This is a genomic window from Serratia sp. LSHTC3, assembly GCF_057197125.1.
This window is the reverse complement of the sequence record NZ_JBXUNP010000002.1, coordinates 887696-906555: the sequence shown is the minus strand read 5'-3', so window position 1 is coordinate 906555 and position 18860 is coordinate 887696. Positions and strand designations below refer to the sequence as shown.

General features: G+C 59.4%; 17 protein-coding genes. 8 read left to right on the top strand and 9 right to left on the bottom strand.

The window, feature by feature from the left end:
- Nucleotide 1 precedes the first annotated feature (1 nt).
- Nucleotides 2–1930 carry a threonine--tRNA ligase gene (thrS, locus tag AC2CGI_RS11625; protein ID WP_015377696.1) on the bottom strand — a complete coding sequence of 643 codons (1929 nt, stop codon included), beginning with the start codon at nt 1928–1930 and terminating at the stop codon, nt 2–4.
- A gap of 218 nt (nt 1931–2148) precedes the next feature.
- A complete protein-coding gene (locus AC2CGI_RS11620; RefSeq protein WP_075686466.1) occupies nt 2149–2772 on the bottom strand; it encodes a hypothetical protein in 624 nt (207 codons plus the stop codon).
- Between the two features lie 442 nt (nt 2773–3214).
- On the opposite strand from AC2CGI_RS11620, the gene AC2CGI_RS11615 reads away from it, so the two are divergent.
- Nucleotides 3215–3901 carry a MarC family NAAT transporter gene (locus AC2CGI_RS11615; protein ID WP_004931428.1) on the top strand — a complete coding sequence of 229 codons (687 nt, stop codon included), beginning with the start codon at nt 3215–3217 and terminating at the stop codon, nt 3899–3901.
- 37 nt (nt 3902–3938) lie between these two features.
- Here the strand turns inward: AC2CGI_RS11615 and AC2CGI_RS11610 are convergent, their stop codons facing one another.
- From AC2CGI_RS11610 to AC2CGI_RS11585, 6 genes are all read right to left on the bottom strand, one after another.
- The gene (locus tag AC2CGI_RS11610) at nt 3939–5072 is read right to left on the bottom strand and encodes an ABC transporter substrate-binding protein (protein WP_015377692.1); all 1134 of its coding nucleotides are present in this window, start codon (nt 5070–5072) and stop codon (nt 3939–3941) included.
- 150 nt (nt 5073–5222) lie between these two features.
- A complete protein-coding gene (locus tag AC2CGI_RS11605) occupies nt 5223–6506 on the bottom strand; it encodes an SLC5/6 family protein (RefSeq protein WP_076740284.1) in 1284 nt (427 codons plus the stop codon).
- Between the two features lie 257 nt (nt 6507–6763).
- On the bottom strand, nt 6764–8101 hold the full coding sequence (locus tag AC2CGI_RS11600) for a c-type cytochrome (protein WP_004931431.1): 1338 nt from the start codon (nt 8099–8101) through the stop codon (nt 6764–6766).
- A 12-nt stretch (nt 8102–8113) separates the two neighbouring features.
- Nucleotides 8114–9895: a GMC family oxidoreductase gene (locus AC2CGI_RS11595; RefSeq protein WP_076740285.1), complete on the bottom strand. Its 1782-nt coding sequence runs from the start codon at nt 9893–9895 to the stop codon at nt 8114–8116.
- Nucleotides 9896–9897: 2 nt separating this feature from the next.
- The gene (locus AC2CGI_RS11590; RefSeq protein WP_015377689.1) at nt 9898–10623 is read right to left on the bottom strand and encodes a gluconate 2-dehydrogenase subunit 3 family protein; all 726 of its coding nucleotides are present in this window, start codon (nt 10621–10623) and stop codon (nt 9898–9900) included.
- A 307-nt stretch (nt 10624–10930) separates the two neighbouring features.
- Nucleotides 10931–11596, bottom strand: coding sequence for a transglycosylase SLT domain-containing protein (locus AC2CGI_RS11585; RefSeq protein ID WP_004931439.1), 666 nt, complete (start codon nt 11594–11596; stop codon nt 10931–10933).
- Nucleotides 11597–11705: 109 nt separating this feature from the next.
- On the opposite strand from AC2CGI_RS11585, the gene ghoS reads away from it, so the two are divergent.
- The 6 genes from ghoS to AC2CGI_RS11555 all read left to right on the top strand — a co-directional run bounded on the left by ghoS (nt 11706) and on the right by AC2CGI_RS11555 (nt 16789).
- Nucleotides 11706–12005 (top strand): type V toxin-antitoxin system endoribonuclease antitoxin GhoS, encoded by a 300-nt coding sequence (gene ghoS / locus AC2CGI_RS11580; protein WP_015377688.1) that lies wholly within the window; start codon nt 11706–11708, stop codon nt 12003–12005.
- Between the two features lie 131 nt (nt 12006–12136).
- Complete coding sequence (locus tag AC2CGI_RS11575; protein ID WP_015377687.1) at nt 12137–13081, top strand: metal ABC transporter substrate-binding protein; 945 nt, start codon at nt 12137–12139, stop codon at nt 13079–13081.
- Complete coding sequence (locus tag AC2CGI_RS11570) at nt 13078–13968, top strand: manganese/iron ABC transporter ATP-binding protein (RefSeq protein ID WP_076740286.1); 891 nt, start codon at nt 13078–13080, stop codon at nt 13966–13968. The genes AC2CGI_RS11575 and AC2CGI_RS11570 overlap by 4 nt, the downstream gene beginning before the upstream one ends.
- Nucleotides 13968–14828, top strand: coding sequence for an iron/manganese ABC transporter permease subunit YfeC (gene yfeC, locus AC2CGI_RS11565; protein ID WP_015377686.1), 861 nt, complete (start codon nt 13968–13970; stop codon nt 14826–14828). Before AC2CGI_RS11570 ends, yfeC begins: the two co-directional genes overlap by 1 nt.
- Nucleotides 14828–15682: a metal ABC transporter permease gene (locus AC2CGI_RS11560; RefSeq protein ID WP_076740287.1), complete on the top strand. Its 855-nt coding sequence runs from the start codon at nt 14828–14830 to the stop codon at nt 15680–15682. The genes yfeC and AC2CGI_RS11560 overlap by 1 nt, the downstream gene beginning before the upstream one ends.
- 237 nt (nt 15683–15919) lie before the next feature.
- Nucleotides 15920–16789, top strand: a complete 870-nt coding sequence (locus tag AC2CGI_RS11555; RefSeq protein ID WP_004931452.1) for a fructosamine kinase family protein — start codon at nt 15920–15922, stop codon at nt 16787–16789.
- A 35-nt stretch (nt 16790–16824) separates the two neighbouring features.
- Here AC2CGI_RS11555 and AC2CGI_RS11550 read toward each other — a convergent pair whose 3' ends face one another.
- Entirely contained in the window at nt 16825–17385 is a 561-nt protein-coding gene (locus AC2CGI_RS11550; RefSeq protein WP_004931453.1) for a YniB family protein, read from the bottom strand.
- Between the two features lie 185 nt (nt 17386–17570).
- On the opposite strand from AC2CGI_RS11550, the gene AC2CGI_RS11545 reads away from it, so the two are divergent.
- Nucleotides 17571–18851 (top strand): HdeD family acid-resistance protein, encoded by a 1281-nt coding sequence (locus AC2CGI_RS11545; RefSeq protein WP_076740288.1) that lies wholly within the window; start codon nt 17571–17573, stop codon nt 18849–18851.
- The last annotated feature ends 9 nt before the right edge of the window (nt 18852–18860 follow it).

Here is an 18860-nt window from a genome sequence, read left to right as displayed (position 1 = left end):
TTTATTCCTCCAGTTGATGAAGACTACGGCTGCGAATCTCTTTCAGCAGCTTGTCTACGACTTCGTTTACGTCCAGGCTTCCCAGGTCTTTGCCACGGCGGGTACGAACGGCAACTTTGCCGGCTTCGACCTCTTTGTCGCCGCACACCAACATGTAAGGGACTCGACGTAAAGTATGTTCGCGAATTTTAAAGCCAATCTTCTCATTTCTCAAGTCCGCTTTCACGCGAATACCTGCATCCTGCAGTTTTTTGGTCAATTGCTGGACGTAATCAGACTGGCTGTCGGTGATATTCATCACCACCACCTGCACCGGAGCGATCCAGGTCGGGTAGAACCCGGCGTATTCTTCGGTCAGGATACCGATGAAGCGTTCCATGGAGCCCAAAATGGCGCGGTGAATCATTACCGGCACGACGCGATCGTTGTTTTCGCCAACATACGAGGCGCCCAAACGGCCCGGCAAGAAGAAATCGAGCTGCACGGTACCACATTGCCATGCGCGATCCAAACAATCATGCAGGGTAAATTCAATTTTCGGTCCGTAGAAGGCGCCCTCGCCCGGCTGGTACTCGAACGGAATGCCGTTCTCGGTCAGCGCGGCGGCCAGGTCTTCTTCCGCACGAGTCCACATGTCGTCGGTACCGATGCGTTTTTCCGGGCGAGTCGACAGCTTGACGGCGATCTTGTCGAAGCCGAAGGTGCCGTACACGTCATAGACCATGCGAATGCATTCGTTCACTTCGGCGCGCACCTGCTCTTCGGTACAGAAGATGTGGGCGTCATCCTGCGTGAAGCCGCGCACGCGCATCAGGCCGTGCAGGGAACCCGAAGGCTCGTTGCGGTGGCAGCTGCCAAATTCGCCCATGCGCAGCGGCAAATCGCGGTACGACTTCAGGCCCTGGTTGAAGATCTGCACGTGACCCGGGCAGTTCATCGGCTTGATGCAGTATTCGCGGTTTTCCGACGCGGTGGTGAACATGGCGTCTTTGTAGTTTTCCCAGTGGCCGGTTTTTTCCCACAGCACGCGGTCCATCATAAACGGACCTTTCACTTCCTGGTACTGGTACTCTTTGAGCTTCATGCGCACGAAGGCTTCCAGCTCGCGGAAGATAGTCCAACCGTCGTTGTGCCAGAACACCATGCCCGGCGCTTCTTCCTGCATGTGATACAGATCGAGCTGTTTGCCGATCTTGCGGTGATCGCGCTTGGCCGCCTCTTCCAGGCGTTGCAGGTAGGCGTTCAGCTGCTTCTTGTCTGCCCAGGCGGTACCGTAGATACGCTGCAGCATTTTGTTTTTGCTGTCACCGCGCCAGTAAGCGCCGGAGGTTTTCTGCAGCTTGAAATGGTGGCAGAAACGCATGTTCGGCACGTGCGGGCCGCGGCACATGTCGATGTATTCTTCGTGGTGATACAGGCCAGGACGATCGTCATGGCTGATGTTCTCATCCAGGATCGCCACTTTATAGATTTCGCCGCGCTCAGCGAAGGTGTCGCGGGCTTCTTGCCAGCTGACCTTCTTCTTGATGACGTCGTAATCCTTATCGGCCAACTCGTGCATCCGCTTTTCCAGCAGATCCAGGTCTTCCTGCGTCAGGGTGCGGTCGATATCCACGTCATAATAGAAACCGTTGTCGATAACAGGACCGATCGCCATTTTGGTATCCGGCCACAGCTGCTTGATCGCATGACCCAGCAGGTGCGCGCAGGAGTGGCGCATGATTTCCAGACCGTCTTCGTCTTTGATGGTGATGATGGCCAGCTGCGCATCCGATTCGATCAGATCGCTGGCATCAACCAGTTCGCCATTGACGCGACCGGCGATACAGGCTTTCGCCAGGCCAGGGCCGATATCGCGCGCGACATCCATCGGGGAAACGGGGTGGTCGAAATGACGCTGACTACCGTCAGGAAGAGTAATAACAGGCATTAATAATTCCTTATCTACAGTGGTGACCCACACGACAGATCACATGCAGTACGAAAATTGGATTTTGGGTTTGGTCAGCCAGGTTTCAGATCTCGCCCACAATTGCCAGATTGAAACCTCACTGGGTATACAGAATGGAACGCATACCTTCTCAGCCGCATTCGGCTAAGCGAATAGTATCACTAAAATTGTTCCGGATAAATAAAGCGCCGCCGCCCTCACACTTTCGCTTCATTCGGCGCAAAAACGGTCTTCATGTAGCTGAGGGTGGCCAGCAGACACAGGCCGTAGCCCAGCAGTTCGCAGCCCTCTTCCACCATGTTTTTCACAACCCGGTTGTAACCGTCCAACATCAGCGTTTGCCACAGCGCGCTCATGCCGAACAGGCGTGAAAACACCAGAATGCACAGCAGGCCCGCGCACATCATGCCGTAGCCGGGATGCGTCGCGAAATAGGCCAGGCCGCGCACCGTCGCCGCAATGTGCCTGGCGGCATGGCACAGACAGACCAAGGCGACCGCCAGCGCGAACCACACCCAGGCGCCGTGCCACAACGCATCGAAGGCGAAGTCCATCTCGCGGATCAGCATGCAGAGAAAGAAGCCGCCGACCAGCATCCAGGCGGAGCGGCGTTCCGCCTGCCGCCAGGCCGCGGCGAAAAAACCGCCGGCGATGGCGAGCAGCAACAGTTCCTGCGCCGCTTCGGTCAGCGAGGTTTCATGCACGAAGTTATGCAACCAGTGCACATCGATAAACACCAGGCCGACCAATGCCGCCATGAAGGCGGCGGAAAGCGCGAATGCGCTGATTTTCCCCAGTAAAAGTTTCAACTCGTCTTGCATAATCAATCTCATTATCGTTTTAAAGCGCGCCTATGGTAGGCAGCTGAGCCTGCGGGGTGTAGCAATTGGTGCTGAACGTCGGCCTTTACCGGCCAATTGCGGCGAAAAAGGCCATAAAACACAAAAATTGTGCATTTTTTCTGAGCGCCGCTCGTTTTTCAGCCTGCGCTCATCATGAGTGCGCGGTATTAACGACGTTATAGGGGCTGATGCATTTTGGTGCGCGTTCGGCGCCGCGGGCGATTGCGGTCAACGACGCCCCGTTGGGATGTGAGGATGAACCTGAGCTCGCCGGCGAGTGCAACGGCAATGATGAAACGCCGGCCGACGGTTAATTAACGTTACGAGCTATCCCCATTGCCGCCAGGCACGCGGCAGGCTAGGCTGTTTAGCTCGTAGGCCGCCGCTTGGCGGCCTGAACGTTGCACAGGGAGTCTACTTTATGACGGGTATTTTGCAGTTATTCCAGGCCATCGGACTGGGTTTGGTGCTGCTGTTGCCGCTGGCCAACCCGCTGACCACGGTGGCGTTGCTGCTCGGTTTGTCCGGTAATATGACGCGCGAAGAGCGCAATCAGCAGTCGCTGATGGCCTCGGTTTATGTGTTCTGCATCATGACGGTGGCGTTTTACGCCGGGCAGGTGGTGATGAACACTTTCGGTATTTCGATCCCCGGCCTGCGCATCGCTGGCGGCCTGATCGTCGCCTTCATCGGTTTCCGCATGCTGTTCCCGCAACAAAGCGCCGATGAGGCGCCGGAGGTGGAGAGCAAGTCGCACGAGCTGCGCCACAAGACATCGGCCAACATCGCCTTCGTGCCGTTGGCCATGCCGAGCACCGCCGGGCCGGGCACCATCGCGATGATCATCAGCTCGGCGTCGAGCGTCAAAGCGAACACGCTGGGTTTTGAACCCTGGGTGCTGGCCGTGGCGCCGGTCGCCATCTTCCTGACGGTCGCGGTGATCCTGTGGGGCTGCCTGCTCAGCTCCGGCGCCATCATGCGCCTGGTAGGGAAAAGCGGCATCGAGGCGATCTCGCGCCTGATGGGCTTCCTGCTGGTGTGCATGGGGGTACAGTTCATTATCAACGGCGTGCTGGAGATCATCTCCACCTATACGCCGGCCGCCTGATCACACAAAACGGGCGCGATCGTCGCGCCCGTTGCCGTTATTTCCCCATCGGCGCCTGCGCGCCCAAAATGCCCTTGCCTTCCGGCACTTCGGTAAAGCGGCTGAGGATCTCGCTGTAGGTCTTGGCCGGATCCAGATCCGGGAACTGCGCCGGGTAGATAAACTTCGCCAGATACTCCAGCCCCACGATGTTGTACGGATGGTTGTAGAAATTATGGTAGATGCCGTAGAACCGCCCCTCTTTCACCGCCGACACCTGCGCGAAGCCCGGGCGCTGTTTCATGCGGTTGAAAGCCTCATCCACCTGTTGCTGCGTCACGCCATAGCCGAACGGCACCGCGGCGTTGGTCTTGCTGGCCCACTGTGAGCCGGAAACGATGTAGGCGTCCGGTTTCATGGCGATCACTTTTTCCAGCGCCACGTCGCCGGTCGCGCCCGGCAACAGCGCAGAGCCGATGTTGCGCGCGCCGACCGCCTCGACCAGCGCCCCCCAGCCGACGTGCGCATGGGTGAAGCAGCAGGACTCCAGCCCATTCAGGCCAGCCTTGGCTTCGAAAAACACCCGCGGTTTGGGTGCCACCGCCTGCGTTTTGGCCAGAATGGCCTGATAATGCTGCTGATAATAATCGGTATATTGCTTGGCTTCGCTTTCGCGGTTGAGGGTTTCCCCCAGCAGCGTCACGCTTTTCGGCGTGTTTTCCACCGGCTTGAGCATGGTATCGATGAACAGCACCGGCACGTTCAGCGCCTTCAGCTTATCCAGCACGCCGGTTTGGCTCAGCGAAGGCTTGGAGCGCAGCTGGGCGATCATCAGATCGGGCCGCTTGGCGATCACGCTCTCCAGGTTCACTTCACCCTTATCGCTGAATCCCATATCGATGATGTTTTTCGCCCCCGGCCATTTGCTCTGCAAGATATCCCAGGTCGCCGCATCGCTTTTCTTCAGCAGGTTATTCCAGGCCACCAGCCGGCCAAACGGATTGGCGCGATCGAGCAGCGCCAGCGTGAGAATGTCGCGCCCGTCCTGCACCACGATGCGTTTCGGCTCTTGCTGGAGGGTGATCGTCTGGCCGGACGTGTCGGTCAGCGTCAGCGGATAAGTGGTGGCCATCGCCGGAGAGGCGAGCAAGGCGGCGCAAACCAGCGCCGGCAAAATGATTCGACGGTGCACGAAAAACTCCTTAGTCATGAATACATTCAGAAAATACTAATGAGAATGGCTTGCATTATCAAAGATAACGCCCGGCATGTCGGCGATTAATTGCAAAGGGATGTGTAAAGGAAGGGTAAGAGGCGCGCCGGAAGCGGCGCGCCCAGGGGATCACATCAGGCCGTAGATCAGCGCCGACAGCGCAATCAGGCCCATCACCAGCACGAATACGTTGCTCGCCGCGCGGTACTGGCGCATGGCCGGCACCGCACGCACGGCGTACATCGGCAGAATGAACAGGATGGCGGCAATCAGCGGGCCGCTGATGGTTTCGATGATGTGCAGCGCGCTGGGGTTCCACACCGTCGCCGCCCAGGTGAGCAGGAACAGCGCCACCGCCGAGATGCGGTGCGTCATGCGCGAGCTGAGCGGCTTGCCGACCGCGCGCGTGACGCCGTCGATCAGGCTGGTCGCCCCTTCCGTCACCCCCAGCGAAGTGCCGAGATAGGATTTGGCCATCGCCAGCATCGCCATCACCGGGCCAAGGTAGGCGATCAGCGGGTTGGAGAACTTGTTGGCCAGCGTAGTCAGCACCGTGATGTTCTGCTCTTTCGCCTGCAGCATGTCTTCATGAGACAGGCTCAGCACGCAGCTGAACACGAAGAACAGCACGGTAACGCAGATCAGCACATAGCTATAGCGCATGATGCGCGCGCAGCGGCGTTCCGCCTTGTCGCCGTACAGGCTCTTCTGGGTCGAGGCGAAGGAAGAGATGATCGGCGCATGGCTGAAGGAGAACACCATCACTGGCACGGCCAGCCACAGCGAATGCCACAACCCCGGCGTGTCGAAGCGGGTGGCGGCCAGGCCGTGCACGAAGTTGGCGGTATTCCAGCTCGGCATCAGATAGAGCGAAATGCCCATCAGGAACACCAGCAGTGGGAACACCAGCATGCCCATCGCCGCCACGATGCTGTCTTTGCCGCGCAGCAGCACCAGATTGAGCACCACCACCACCGCCAGGCTCAGCCAGATGCGCGGCAGCGGGGCCACGTGGAACTGATGGATCAGGAAGCTGTCCAGCGCGTTGGTGATCGAAATGCTGTACACCAGCACGATCGGGAAGAACGCCATCAGATACAGCATCATGATGATTTTGCCGGCCAGCACGCCGAAGTGTTCCACCACCACATCGTGAATGTTGCCGTCGCGGCTGGAGCCGGAAAGCACGAAGCGGCTGAGCGCGCGGTGCGGCAAATAGGTCAGCGGGAAAGCGAACAGCGCCATCAACAGCAACACCAGCGGGCCGTTCAGGCCGGCGTTGATCGGCAAGAACAACGTACCGGCGCCCACCGCAGTCGCATAGAGACCGAACATCCAAACGGTGTCGGTTTTGTTCCATTTGGCAGGCTGAACGGCCGTCAGCGTGCCTGAATCGGGAGAAATCGTACTCATGAGACAGTCTACCTTAATCTGCGGCGACAACGATTGCGCCTAACGGGATATCCTTCTCCGCGAGTTTTTTAATAATAATCAGTGAATTAAAGCGATATTTCATACTTACGCCTGATGAAAGGACGGCAAAGGATAATGAAAAATCCGCTGCGGGTCTATGTTTTATCGGCCGAATGAACGATTTGCGAACACAATGTGCTGAAAAAAACGGCGCACTCAGTAAAAACTAAGGGCCCCTTGCGGAGCCCTTAAGCGGTTTATTTCTTCGCGTCCGGATGGTCCGGCACCTCGGCGCTGCCCATCTCCTTCTCGTCGCGGATCATCGAGCGGTCTTTACGCACGTCGGCTACGTCGGAAGCGCTCACCGGTTTGGCGCTGTTGCCCCAACTGGAGCGGATGAAGTTCACCACGTCCGCCACCTGCTGATCGTTCAGACGCCAGCCAAACGGCGGCATGGTGATGTTGGATACCGCCCCCTGCACCGCCGGCGTAGTGTTGCCGGTCAGCACGATGTGGATCAGCGAAGTCGCGTCCTCGGTCTGCACCACCGGATTGCCCTTCAGCGACGGGAAGGCGCGCTTGTAGCCCACGCCGTCGGTGCGGTGGCAGGCCGCGCAGTTATCGACATACAGCGCCGCGCCGGGCTTGCTGTCGTCGCCGCGCCACAGATCCTTGGCCACGCTGTCTTCGACCGGCGCCGCCTGCTGCTTGCCGTCTTTCGGCGGCAGCGATTTCAGGTAGCGCGCGATGGCGGTCAGATCGTCGTCGCTCAGGTATTGCAGGCTGTGCTCCACCACGTCGCTCATGCCGCCGAACACGATCGCCTTGTCGTTACGGCCGGTTTTCAGGAACTCGGTCAGCTCGGCTTCGCTCCAGCTGCCCAGGCCATCCTTGCGGTCGCCGCGCAGGCTGGAAGCCACCCACCCGTCGATCGGCGCGTTGCTGCCGGACAGGTAGTCGTCGCTTTCGCTGTTGCTCAACGCTTTTTCCTGCATGGTGATGCTGCGCGGGGTATGGCAAGCGCCGCAGTGGCCCAGGCCTTCCACCAGGTAGCGTCCGCGTTCAATCACCGGATCGGCCTTGGCGTCGGCAACGAAGTCCGCCGGCGACGGCGCAAACATGCCGCGCCAGATGCTCAGCGGCCAACGCATCGACAGCGGCCACGGGATGTCAGAGTCCTTGTTGGCCTGTTCCACCGGCTGCACGCCGTGCATGAAATAGGCATACATGGCGCGCATGTCGTCCTCTTTCACCAGCGCGAACGACGGGTACGGCATCGCCGGGTACAGGGTGCTGCCGTTTTTGGCTACGCCCTTACGCACCGCGTTGTCGAAATCCTCGAAGCTGTAATCGCCGATGCCGGTTTTCTTGTCCGGCGTGATGTTGGTCGAGTAGATGGTGCCGATCGGCGTCTCCATCGCCAGGCCGCCGGCGAAGGTTTTGCCGTTCTTGCCATCGGTATGGCAGGCCACGCAGTCACCGGCGCGCGCCAGGTACTCACCGCGCTTGATCAGCTCGCTGCTGACGGTGGCGTCCTGCGCCCAAACGGAAAAACTCACTGCACTGAGAACCAGTGCCGGTACAAATGCTTTCATCGTTCGCCGTCCTTATGCCTGCACCAATGGGCCTGGGTTTTTCAGATACTGCTCGCGAATGGCGCGGGCAGACCAGTAAGCCAGCGCCGCCACGGTGCCGGTCGGGTTGTAGCCCAGCCCTTGCGGGAAGGCCGATGCGCCGATCGAGAACACGTTGTGCACGTCCCAGCTCTGCAGATAGCGGTTGACCGCGCTGGTCTTCGGATCTTCCCCCATCACCGCACCGCCGTTCATGTGGGTAGTCTGGTAGCTGGTGGTGTCGAAGTGGCTGTTGGCGTTTTTCGGGCTGCCGGCGATCAGTTTCGGGTTCATCGCCTTGGCGATCGGCGCCATCTTGTCGTACATGAACTGCGCCATCTTGATGTCGTTTTCCTGCCAGTCGAACGTCATGCGCAGCAGCGGCTGGCCAAAGACGTTCTTGTAGTTGGGATCGAGATCCAGATAGTTATTGCGGTACGACTGGTGCGCGCCGTGGGCGTCCATCGACACGTGATGGGTGTAGGCATCCGCCACCGCCGCTTTCCACTTGCTGCCCCAGGCCGGGGTGCCCGGTGGGGTCGGCAGGCCGGAGATCGGCTTGGTGCCCGCCTGGTTGACCCAGAATGGCGAACCGCCGACGAAGCCTTCTTTGGCGTGATCGAAGTTATCGGCGTTGAAGTCGTCCACGCCCACGCCGTTGCCGCCGGCGCCGATGAACGGGTTGGTGAACACGTCTTTATCGAAGAACGCCTTGATGGTGGTCATGTTCTGGTAGGCGAAGTTGCGCCCGACCACCCCTTCGCCGGTTACCGGATCGTAAGGCTTGCCGATGCCGGACAGCAGCATCAGGTGCACGTTGTGGAACTGGAACGCGCCCAGGATCACCAGATCGGCCGGCTGTTCAATCTCGCGGCCCTGCGCATCGACGTAGTTCACGCCGGTGGCGCGGGATTTGTCGTCGGTCAGGTTGACCTTCAGCACGTTGGCGTTGGTGCGCAGCTCGAAGCGTTTCTCCATGCGCAGCGCCGGCAAGATGTTGACGTTCGGCGAGGCCTTGGAATACATGTAGCAGGCGTAGCCGCTGCAGAAACCGCAAAAGTTGCACGGGCCCATCTGCGCGCCGTACGGGTTGGTGTAAGAATCCGAGGTGTTGGCGGACGGCAGGTTGTAAGGGTGGTAACCCACCTCCAGCGCCGCTTTCTCGAACAGCTGAGCGGAGTAGGTATTTTTCTGCGCCGGCAGCGGGAAGTCGTCGGAGCGATCCGGCGCAAAGCGGTTACCGCCCTTCTGCGCCACTTTCTGCCCTTTGATGGTCCAGGCGGTGCCGGAGGTGCCGAACACTTTCTCCGCCTTGTCGAAGAACGGCTCCAGCTCGTCGTAAGTCACGCCGAAGTCCTGGATGGTCATGTCCTTCGGAATGAAGTTTTTGCCGTAACGCTCTTCATAATGGCTGCGCATGCGCAGTTCGATCGGATCGACGCGGAAATGCACGCCCGACCAGTGCAGGCCGGCGCCGCCGACGCCGGTGCCCGGCAGGAACGCCGCCAGCTGGCGGTAAGGCACCGCGGTCTGGCTGCTGTTATGGCGAATGGTGACGGTGCTTTTCGACAGATCCTGGAACAGCTTGCGCCGAATGTTATAGGTCAGCTCGTCGATCACCTGCGGGTAAAAACCGTCCGGATAGGTGTCGCGCATCGGGCCGCGCTCCAGCGCCACCACGTTGAGGCCGGCCTCGGTCAGCTCTTTGGCCATGATCGCGCCCACCCAGCCGAAGCCGACGATCACCGCGTCTACTTTTTTCATTACCGTTGCCATGGTTAGCCCCTCTCCCCACGAATCGAGACCGGTGGGAAGGGATAACGCTCCCCTCGCTCAACCCAGTCCATAAAATCGGCGCGCGCGCCCGGAAAATTAATCAGCTTCCAACCCACCATGTCTTTGTTGCCGCCATGGATCGGATCGCTGAAGAAACCTTCACGGGTGTTTTGCAGCAGATAGGAGAAGAACAGTTTCGACGGCAGCTGCTGGAACTCCGCCTCGCCGGACTCGAACTTTTGCAGCATGGCGTCCTGCTGCGCGCCATCCAGTTCGGCGAAAGGCTTGCCGGCGGTTTTCTTGCTGTAGGCGTCGGCGTCTGCGATGCCGAGGTTATAGATCTGCTTGGGAACCAGCGGCAGCTGATAGCCCATCTCCTTCGGCACATCGGGGTTGAACGGCCCCTGCATGTACCAGATGGAGCCGGTGGCGTACGGGGTATTCATCTGGCGATCGATAAACTCCGGCACGCCGGCTTCCAGCGCGCCGGGGCCGCGATCGTCGGCCGGGATCAGGCGCGCGACGGCGGCCTTGATGAAGGCCCACTCTTCCGGAGTGAAAAAGGTCGGTTGGTAATCGTTCTGCGTTGAGGTGTTCGAGGCTGCGACCGCCGGTGTCGGTGCCGTCAGCGCGCCAACGCCGCTGCCACCAATTACCGCCGCAGGAATTAAGGTCATCGATTTCAACAAGAAATCGCGCCGCGAATTGTTGGTTTTATGATTCGACATGTCACATTCCATCCAAAGATAGTCACAACTATTTAACCGCAACCTTGCGATCGATACGGGTTTTTAAAATAATTTGTTACTTATTTGTATATTTATTGAAGGTCAGAATGCGTACAAAAGCAAAAATGTTACCGGTAACTTATTGAATGAACGTAAAGATTTATCTGCTAACGTAAATTTAACTTTTTGTGCGGTTTTTCCGATAAGCGGTGAGGAAATAACGAAAAATGAGAGGTGGGTCGCGCGCTGGAACGGTGCCGAAAACAAAATCGGCCGCGTTCAGCGGCCGATTCGACAAAAGAGAGGATTACTGCGACATCGCCTGATAGGCGGTGGTCACCTTCCACAAATAGCGCGGCGCCTGCGGTGCCGGGTGCTTTTTCTGGATGTGCTGATAAAACTCATCCGGGCTCATCTGATTGATGCGATTGACCGCCACGCGCTTGTCCGAAGAGAAGGTGCGCAACATGGCGCCCGCCCCGTTCACGTACGAAACGATGGTGGCGTAACGCAAAGTCTGTGGATTGTTGATTCCGGCTAGCTGCTGGCTTTGAAGAATATTGATATAGGCCGTTCCCAGATCAATATTGACCGCCGGATCCTTCAGCTCACGCGAGCTGGGTTGCCCGCTTCGTCCCTTCATGCGATAGGCGTCGCGGCCGGCGGTAGAAGCCTTAAGCTGCATCAATCCCACTGCGTTCGAGGTGCTGACCACGTTCGGGTTAAACCCGGACTCCACCTGAATAATCGCTTTAATCAGCGTTTCGTCAACGCCATAGTTGCTGGCCGCCTGACGAATGTAATCGTTATAAGCAACCGGGGTGCCCGTGCGGTTTACCGGTGCCTGCGGAGGGGGTTTTAACCAACCGCCGCGCGTTGTGCCACTGCCTGAAATATTGCTTGCCGTTTGCGGGTCTTTGGCGCACCCCGACAAAAGTAAAATTGCCGTTAGGCAACCTATTTTTGTTTTCACAGAATCCCTCACTCCTTTCAATGAGTTGCGTAGCATATACAACTTGTAAGGACACCTGCAGTAATTTTTTGGGCTAATCTCAAGCTATCCATATACCAAGAGGTGATTTATGAGTCAATCTGCAACAAGCTGCTTTGTGGTGACTTTTCGCTATCAGGAAGAGGGATTAACCGACCTGGCGAAGCTGACCGGGCAATTGACGCGCGAGGGTTTTGTCACGTCGGTGACAGACGAAAATGGCGTTCACCACGAACTCGGCAGCAACAGTTTTGCGTTCATAACCGTGCTGGATCAAGAGGATGTGCTGCGCCTGGCGCAGGGGTTCGGGCAGTTGGCATTGGGAAAACAGCCGGAGGTGGCGATATGCAGCTGTGAGGACTACCTTCAGCGGTTACATACTGATACATAAAATGCTATAACTCCCCGGACGGTATTATTTTTTCAGTTGGAGAAATACCCCGCCGGCGGTGGGCAAGTGGCGCTTGACTTCGCTTCAATTGATATTGATAATCATTTTCATTTGAACCAGGAGACGTCATCATGCCATTGATAAGTTGCGCTTTTCGTCGCAGTCGCCCTTCCCGCTCTGCTGCATTGTTACGCCCTTTCACGCTCGCCTGCCTGCTGCTCGGCGCCGCCTTGGTCAGCCAAAACGCGCTGGCGGAAAAAAAGCTGCGCGTGGTGACCACCTTCACCATCATTCAGGATATCGCCCAGAACGTGGCCGGTGACGCCGCCGTGGTGGAATCCATCACCAAGCCGGGCGCCGAGATCCACGACTATCAACCGACTCCGCGCGACATCGTCAAGGCACAGCACGCCGACCTGATCCTGTGGAACGGCATGAACCTGGAGCGCTGGTTCCAGCGTTTCTTCGAAAACATCAAACAGGTGCCGGCGGCGGTAGTCACCGAAGGCATTACCCCGCTGCCGATCCGCGAAGGGCCATATAACGGCAACCCGAACCCGCATGCCTGGATGTCGCCAAGCAACGCGCTGGTGTATATCGAGAATATCCGCAAGGCGCTGGTGGAGCACGATCCGGCCAATGCGGAAACCTATAACCGCAATGCCAAGGCCTACGCAGAGAAAATCGGCGCGCTGGACGCCCCGCTGCGCGAACGCCTGGCGCGCATTCCGGCCGCACAGCGCTGGCTGGTGACCAGTGAAGGTGCCTTCAGCTACCTGGCGCAGGACTATCAGTTGAAAGAGGTTTATCTGTGGCCGATCAACGCCGATGAGCAAGGCTCGCCGCAGCAGGTGCGCCGGGTGATCGACGCCGTGCGCGCCCACCATATTCCGGTGGTGTTCAGCGAGAGCACCATTTCCGACAAGCCGGCCAGGCAGGTGGCGAAAGAAACCGGCGCCAAATACGGCGGCGTGCTGTACGTGGACTCGCTGTCCACCCGCGATGGCCCGGTGCCGACGTACATCGACCTGCTTAACACCACCGTGCAAACCATCGCCAAAGGATTCGATCAATGACCCATGAACCGTTTGTCCGCCCTGAATTGAACGTGGACGACGTCACCGTAACCTACAACAACGGGCACACCGCCATTCACAACGCCAGCTTCACCCTGAACGGCGGTTCGATCTGCGCATTGGTCGGCGTCAACGGCAGCGGCAAATCGACGCTGTTCAAAAGCATCATGGGCCTGGTCAGGCCCACCGCCGGCCAGGTGTCGCTGAGCGACAAGCCGGTGGCGGACGCGCTGAAAAAGAACCTGATCGCCTACGTGCCGCAGACCGAAGACGTCGACTGGAACTTCCCGGTGCTGGTGGAAGACGTGGTGATGATGGGCCGCTACGGCAAGATGAACTTCCTGCGCATTCCGTCACGTGAGGACAGGTTGCGGGTCGACAAGGCGCTGGAGCGCGTCGGCCTGAGCGAGCTGCGCGGCCGGCAGATCGGCGAGCTGTCCGGCGGCCAGAAGAAGCGCGTATTTCTGGCGCGCGCGCTGGCGCAACAGGGCACGGTGCTGCTGCTGGATGAGCCTTTCACCGGCGTGGATGTGAAAACCGAGAATGCGATTATCGAGCTGCTGCGCGCGCTGCGCGACGAGGGCCATCTCATTTTGGTCTCCACCCACAACCTCGGCAGCGTGCCGGAGTTTTGCGATCGGGTGATCCTCATCAACCGCACGGTGCTGGCCGCCGGCCCGACCGAAACCACCTTCACCCAGAGCAACCTGGAGCAGGCGTTCGGCGGCGTGCTGCGCCATATCAACCTTTCCGGCCCGGATCTGCACGACGACAACGATCCGCGCACCGTCACGGTGTTGACCGACGATGAACGCCCGGCGGTGTTCTACGGCCACACCAAAAGCGATCCGCCGGCCAACAGCCAGGCCAGGGAGAAACAATCCTGATGCTGGACCTTCTGCTGCAACCTTTCAGTTACAACTACATGGTGAAGGCCATCTGGGTCAGCGCCATCGTCGGCGCCGCCTGCGCGTTCCTGTCCGCCTACCTGATGCTGAAAGGGTGGTCGCTGATGGGCGATGCGCTGTCGCACTCGGTGGTGCCCGGCGTGGCCGGCGCCTACGCCCTCGGCCTGCCCTACGCCGCCGGCGCCTTCTTCACCGGCATGCTGGCGGCGCTGGCGATGACGCTGGTGCGCCACATCACCCGGCTGCGCGAAGACGCCATCATCGGCTTTATCTTCTCCACTTTCTTCGCCGTCGGCCTGCTGATCGTGTCGCTCAACCCCACCTCGGTCAACGTACAGTCGATCATCTTCGGCAATATCCTCGGCATCGCCGACGAAGACGTGCTGCAGGTGGAAATCATCATCGGCGTTTCGCTGCTGATCCTGTGCCTGGTGTGGAAAGATCTGCTGGCGGTGTTCTTCGACGAAAGCCACGCGGTGTCGATCGGCCTGTCGCCGCTGAAGCTGAAGATCCTGTTCTTCACCCTGCTCAGCGCCTGCACCGTCGCCGCGCTGCAAACCGTCGGCGCCATTCTGGTGATCGCCATGGTGATCACGCCGGGCGCCACCGCCTACCTGCTGACCGACCGCTTCAGCCGGCTGGTGATTATCGCCATCATCATCGGCGCATTGACCAGCGGCATCGGCGCCTACCTGAGTTTCTTCCTCGACGGCGCCACCGGCGGGGTGATCGTCACCCTGCAAACGCTGGTATTCCTGGCGGCGTTCTTCTTCGCGCCGAAACACGGCCTGCTGGCATCCCGGCGCCGCGTGGCACATTCGCAAACCGGAGGCCGCTGATGGACACCCTGTATCAACTGCTCAGCGAACCCTTCGCCTACCCGTTCATGCAGCGGGCGATCGTCGCCGCCATCGTTACCGGCGTGGTGTGCGCCGTGCTCTCCTGCTATCTGGTGCTCAAGGGCTGGTCGCTGATGGGCGACGCCATCTCGCACGCCGTCTTGCCCGGCATCGTAGTGGCGTTCGTGGTCGGCATCCCGCTGGCGATCGGCGCCTTCCTCTCCGGCATCTTTTGCGCGGTAGCCACCGGCTACCTGAAAGAGAACAGCCGGGTGAAAGAGGACACGGTGATGGGCATCGTCTTTTCCGGCATGTTCGCCTTCGGCCTGGTGCTGTTCTCGCGCATCGATACCGACCAGCACCTGAGCCACATTCTGTTCGGCAACATGCTGGGCATTACCGACGGCGAACTGAAGCAAACCCTGCTGATCGCCGGCATCACCCTGGCGGTGGTGCTGCTCAAGCGCAAAGACTTCATGCTGTACTGCTTCGATCCGCACCATGCGCGGGTGATTGGCCTGCCGGTCAAGCTGCTGCACTACGGGTTGCTGTGCCTGCTGGCGATGACCATCGTCGCCTCGCTGCAGGCCGTGGGGGTGATCCTGGTGATCGCCATGCTGATCGCCCCCGGCATCATCGCCTTTATGCTGTGCCGCCGCTTCGACCGCATGCTGATGGTGGCGACGGTGGTGTCGGTGTTCTCCTGCGTGCTCGGCACCCTGATCAGCTTCCACATCGACGGCGCCACCGGGCCCTGCATCGTCATCGTGCAGGCCGCGCTGTTCGTGATCGCCTTGTTGTACAGCAAGCTGCGTCCGTTACAGGGTAACCCAAACGCCCCCATTGGCAGTTAAACGCCCCTCTGATGCGGCGGTGCTCCCCGCCGCATCCTCTCCTCCCCCTCGCTTATCCGTTGTCATCAAGTTGCAACCGGTATTGCGCTTAAATTAATCAATAGGGTATATACTTTGAGCTGGCGAGGCGTTGAAAAAATCGCCGCCTTTGACGCCGGCTGTGCGCCGCGTCGTGTTTTCACCACGGGAAAGACGCTAACCTAATGAATTATCAGGCAGCACAGAGGGGGACATACCATGTGGCAAGCCGTTAGCCGTCTGTTAAGTGAACATCTTGGCAGCGCAGAGATACGCGAAAGGATTGAACTGCCCGGGGGCGACATTCACCCGGCGTGGCGCGTGAGTTACGGTGACAACGAGGTGTTCGTGAAATGCGACGCCCGTGAACAACTGCCGATATTCACCGCCGAGGCCGATCAGCTGGCGTTGCTGGCGCGCAGCAAAAGCGTGCGGGTGCCGGAAGTGTACGGCGTCGGCAGCGATCGCGATTACAGCTTCCTGCTGCTGGAGTATCAGCAGCTGAAACCCCTCGACGCTCACGGCGCCTACTGCCTGGGGCAACAACTGGCGCATTTGCACCAGTGGAGCGAGCAACCGCAGTTCGGTCTCGACTTCGACAGCGATCTGACCACCACCCCGCAACCCAACGCCTGGCAACGCCGCTGGTCGGAATTCTTCGCCGAGCAGCGCATCGGCTGGCAGCTGCAGCTGGCGGCGGAAAAAGGCATGACCTTCGGCGACATCGACGACATCGTCGATCGGGTGTATCTGCGCTTGCAGCACCACCAACCGCAGCCTTCCCTACTGCACGGCAACCTGTGGCCGGGCAACTGCGCGATGACCGCCCACGGGCCGATACTGTTCGATCCGGCCAGCTACTGGGGCGACAGAGAGTGCGATTTGGCGATGCTGCCGCTGTATCCGGAGCTGCCGCCGCAGATCTACGACGGCTATCAGAGCGTGTGGCCGCTGGGGGCCGGGTTTATCGAGCGCCAGCCGCTGTATCAGCTGTACTACCTGCTCAACCGCAGCAACCTGTTCGGCGGCCAGCATTTGGTGGCTGCGCAACGTGCGGTGGAGGCGCTGTTGCAGCCGGAAGCGTCATAACGTTCCGGGGCGCCGCTCGGCGCCCCGTTCATGGTTCAGGCCGCGCCGGCCAACTGCCCCAACAGGCGGATCACGAACCAGGCGATCACCGCAATCACGATCGGCAGGATGTACAGCGGAAAGTACTGCAGGAAAATGGTGTGGTGCGGCAGCGTGATGCGTTCCTCCAGTTGCTGACGCGTGTGCCCTTCGCTGCCCTTGGCCTGCTCCAGGATCATCTGATCTTCCAGTCCTTCGCGAATGAACTTGACCTGACGCGACATGCGCGCGCCGGAAGCCTGCAATGCCAGCCCGACGAAGATCAATATATAGATGATGATGAACATCAAATTGGCGCCGCTGAACAGGCTTTTATCCACGTCCGGCACCGGCGAGTTGTACCAGAAAAGGTTCAGGAACGGCGTATTGAAACGCACCATGTCCACCATCACGTGGACAAAATCCAGCATCACTGCGTTGATGCCCTTGGTTTTTTCACTGTGCTGATAGATAAAGCCCAGCACGGAAATCAGCGTTGACAGCAACGCCGGGATAAAAACCACCCATCCGAGAATGCGTTTCAAAATGGCGATACGCCCGGCCTGTTGATACGTCATGTGTTCCCCTTGTTAGCGACGTAACCGAATCGGCTAAGTCTACCTGCAGTTGGCGAAACTCGCCCACCGTTTTCTTCATTCCCGCTGTGCTACAAGCTTAGCCGAATTAGTCGAAATCAAAAACTTAACCGCGCCGGCACACTATCATTGAAGAGATAACATTATCCATTCGGGCAGAGGCCGCCATGATTCGACTGATTATCTTATTGCTGGGCGCGCAGGCGCTGCACGGCCAGCGCCGCCTGCTGGTGCTGTTCGGTTGGCTGTGGATAGCCGCAGGGGCGCTGATGCTGTTCGACATACTGCAGGATGGCCGGTCGGTGCTGGCGCTGGATGCGCTGGCGGTCATCCTGGCGCTGGAGGGGCTGGTGGCGGTATCCGCCGCGCTGGTGATCGGCTCTTCGGCCAGCAGGCCGGTGCTGCTGAAGGGGCTGGGCTTCGTGTTTATGGCCTTTTTAACGTTGGACGTGCCCGCAGACGATAACATCGTCGCCACCGTGGTGTTTGGCAGCGCGCTGCTGCTTGACGGCGCCGTGCGCATCGCCTCCTCCACGGTGATTCAGCACAATCGATGGAAAGCCGTAGCGCTGGCGGGCGGCGGCGAGATCCTGCTTTCGTTGATGATTTTTATCGGCTGGCCGGCGCCGCATCGGATGACGGTGCCCTTTTGCCTCGGCGTGATGATGGTGCTTTCCGGCTGGGCTTTATTGCGTATCGCCCGCAGACTGACAAACTTCTCTCTGAATCAGCACCCCGCGCGGCAGCCACCGCACCCGGAGGATGAGACTGCGCCGCTCACGGTGTATGTCTGGACACCGATTGGCGCGGCGAAAGATCCGCGCCGGCGTTACATCGTCGACCGATACATCGCGGCGGTCGACGGCGGCGGCAATATCTCCACCGGTCACGCCGCCCTGGCGCTCGCGCCGGACGTGTATATCAGCCACTACCCGCTCAACGACATCAGCCATTCCGTTCAGGATTTCCGTCAGTTGCTGCACGCCGGCGAACAGAACAACGTCGACGGGCGTTTCCTGCCCGACCTGGCGGGTGAGATCGCCGCCTGGTGCCCACCGGACAAGAAAATTCAATTCTACCGCTATAACCCGGCGGCGCTACGCGCATTCTGGCTGCGTTATCGGCAGGACGCCACCTACAATCTGACCCGGCGCAACTGCTCCACCACGGTCATCGGCGCGCTCGACAGCGCGTTGGAAGGCGTGCTGGGCGATAAACATCTGTGGCGCCGTTTTCTGCTGCTGGTGCTGGATCCCAACCTGTGGATGCTGGCGGTACTGCGCAGCCGCGGAGAAAGCATGACCTGGACGCCGGGGTTGGTGCTGGATTATGCGCGCATGTTGCAACAGGTCACCGAGCGTCAACACCAGCGCTGGTGGCTAAAATTGCGCGAGGTGTGGAATATCCTGCGTTTTGGCAAAAGCCACACGCGCAGGCAAAGGTTTTAGTCTCGTCAC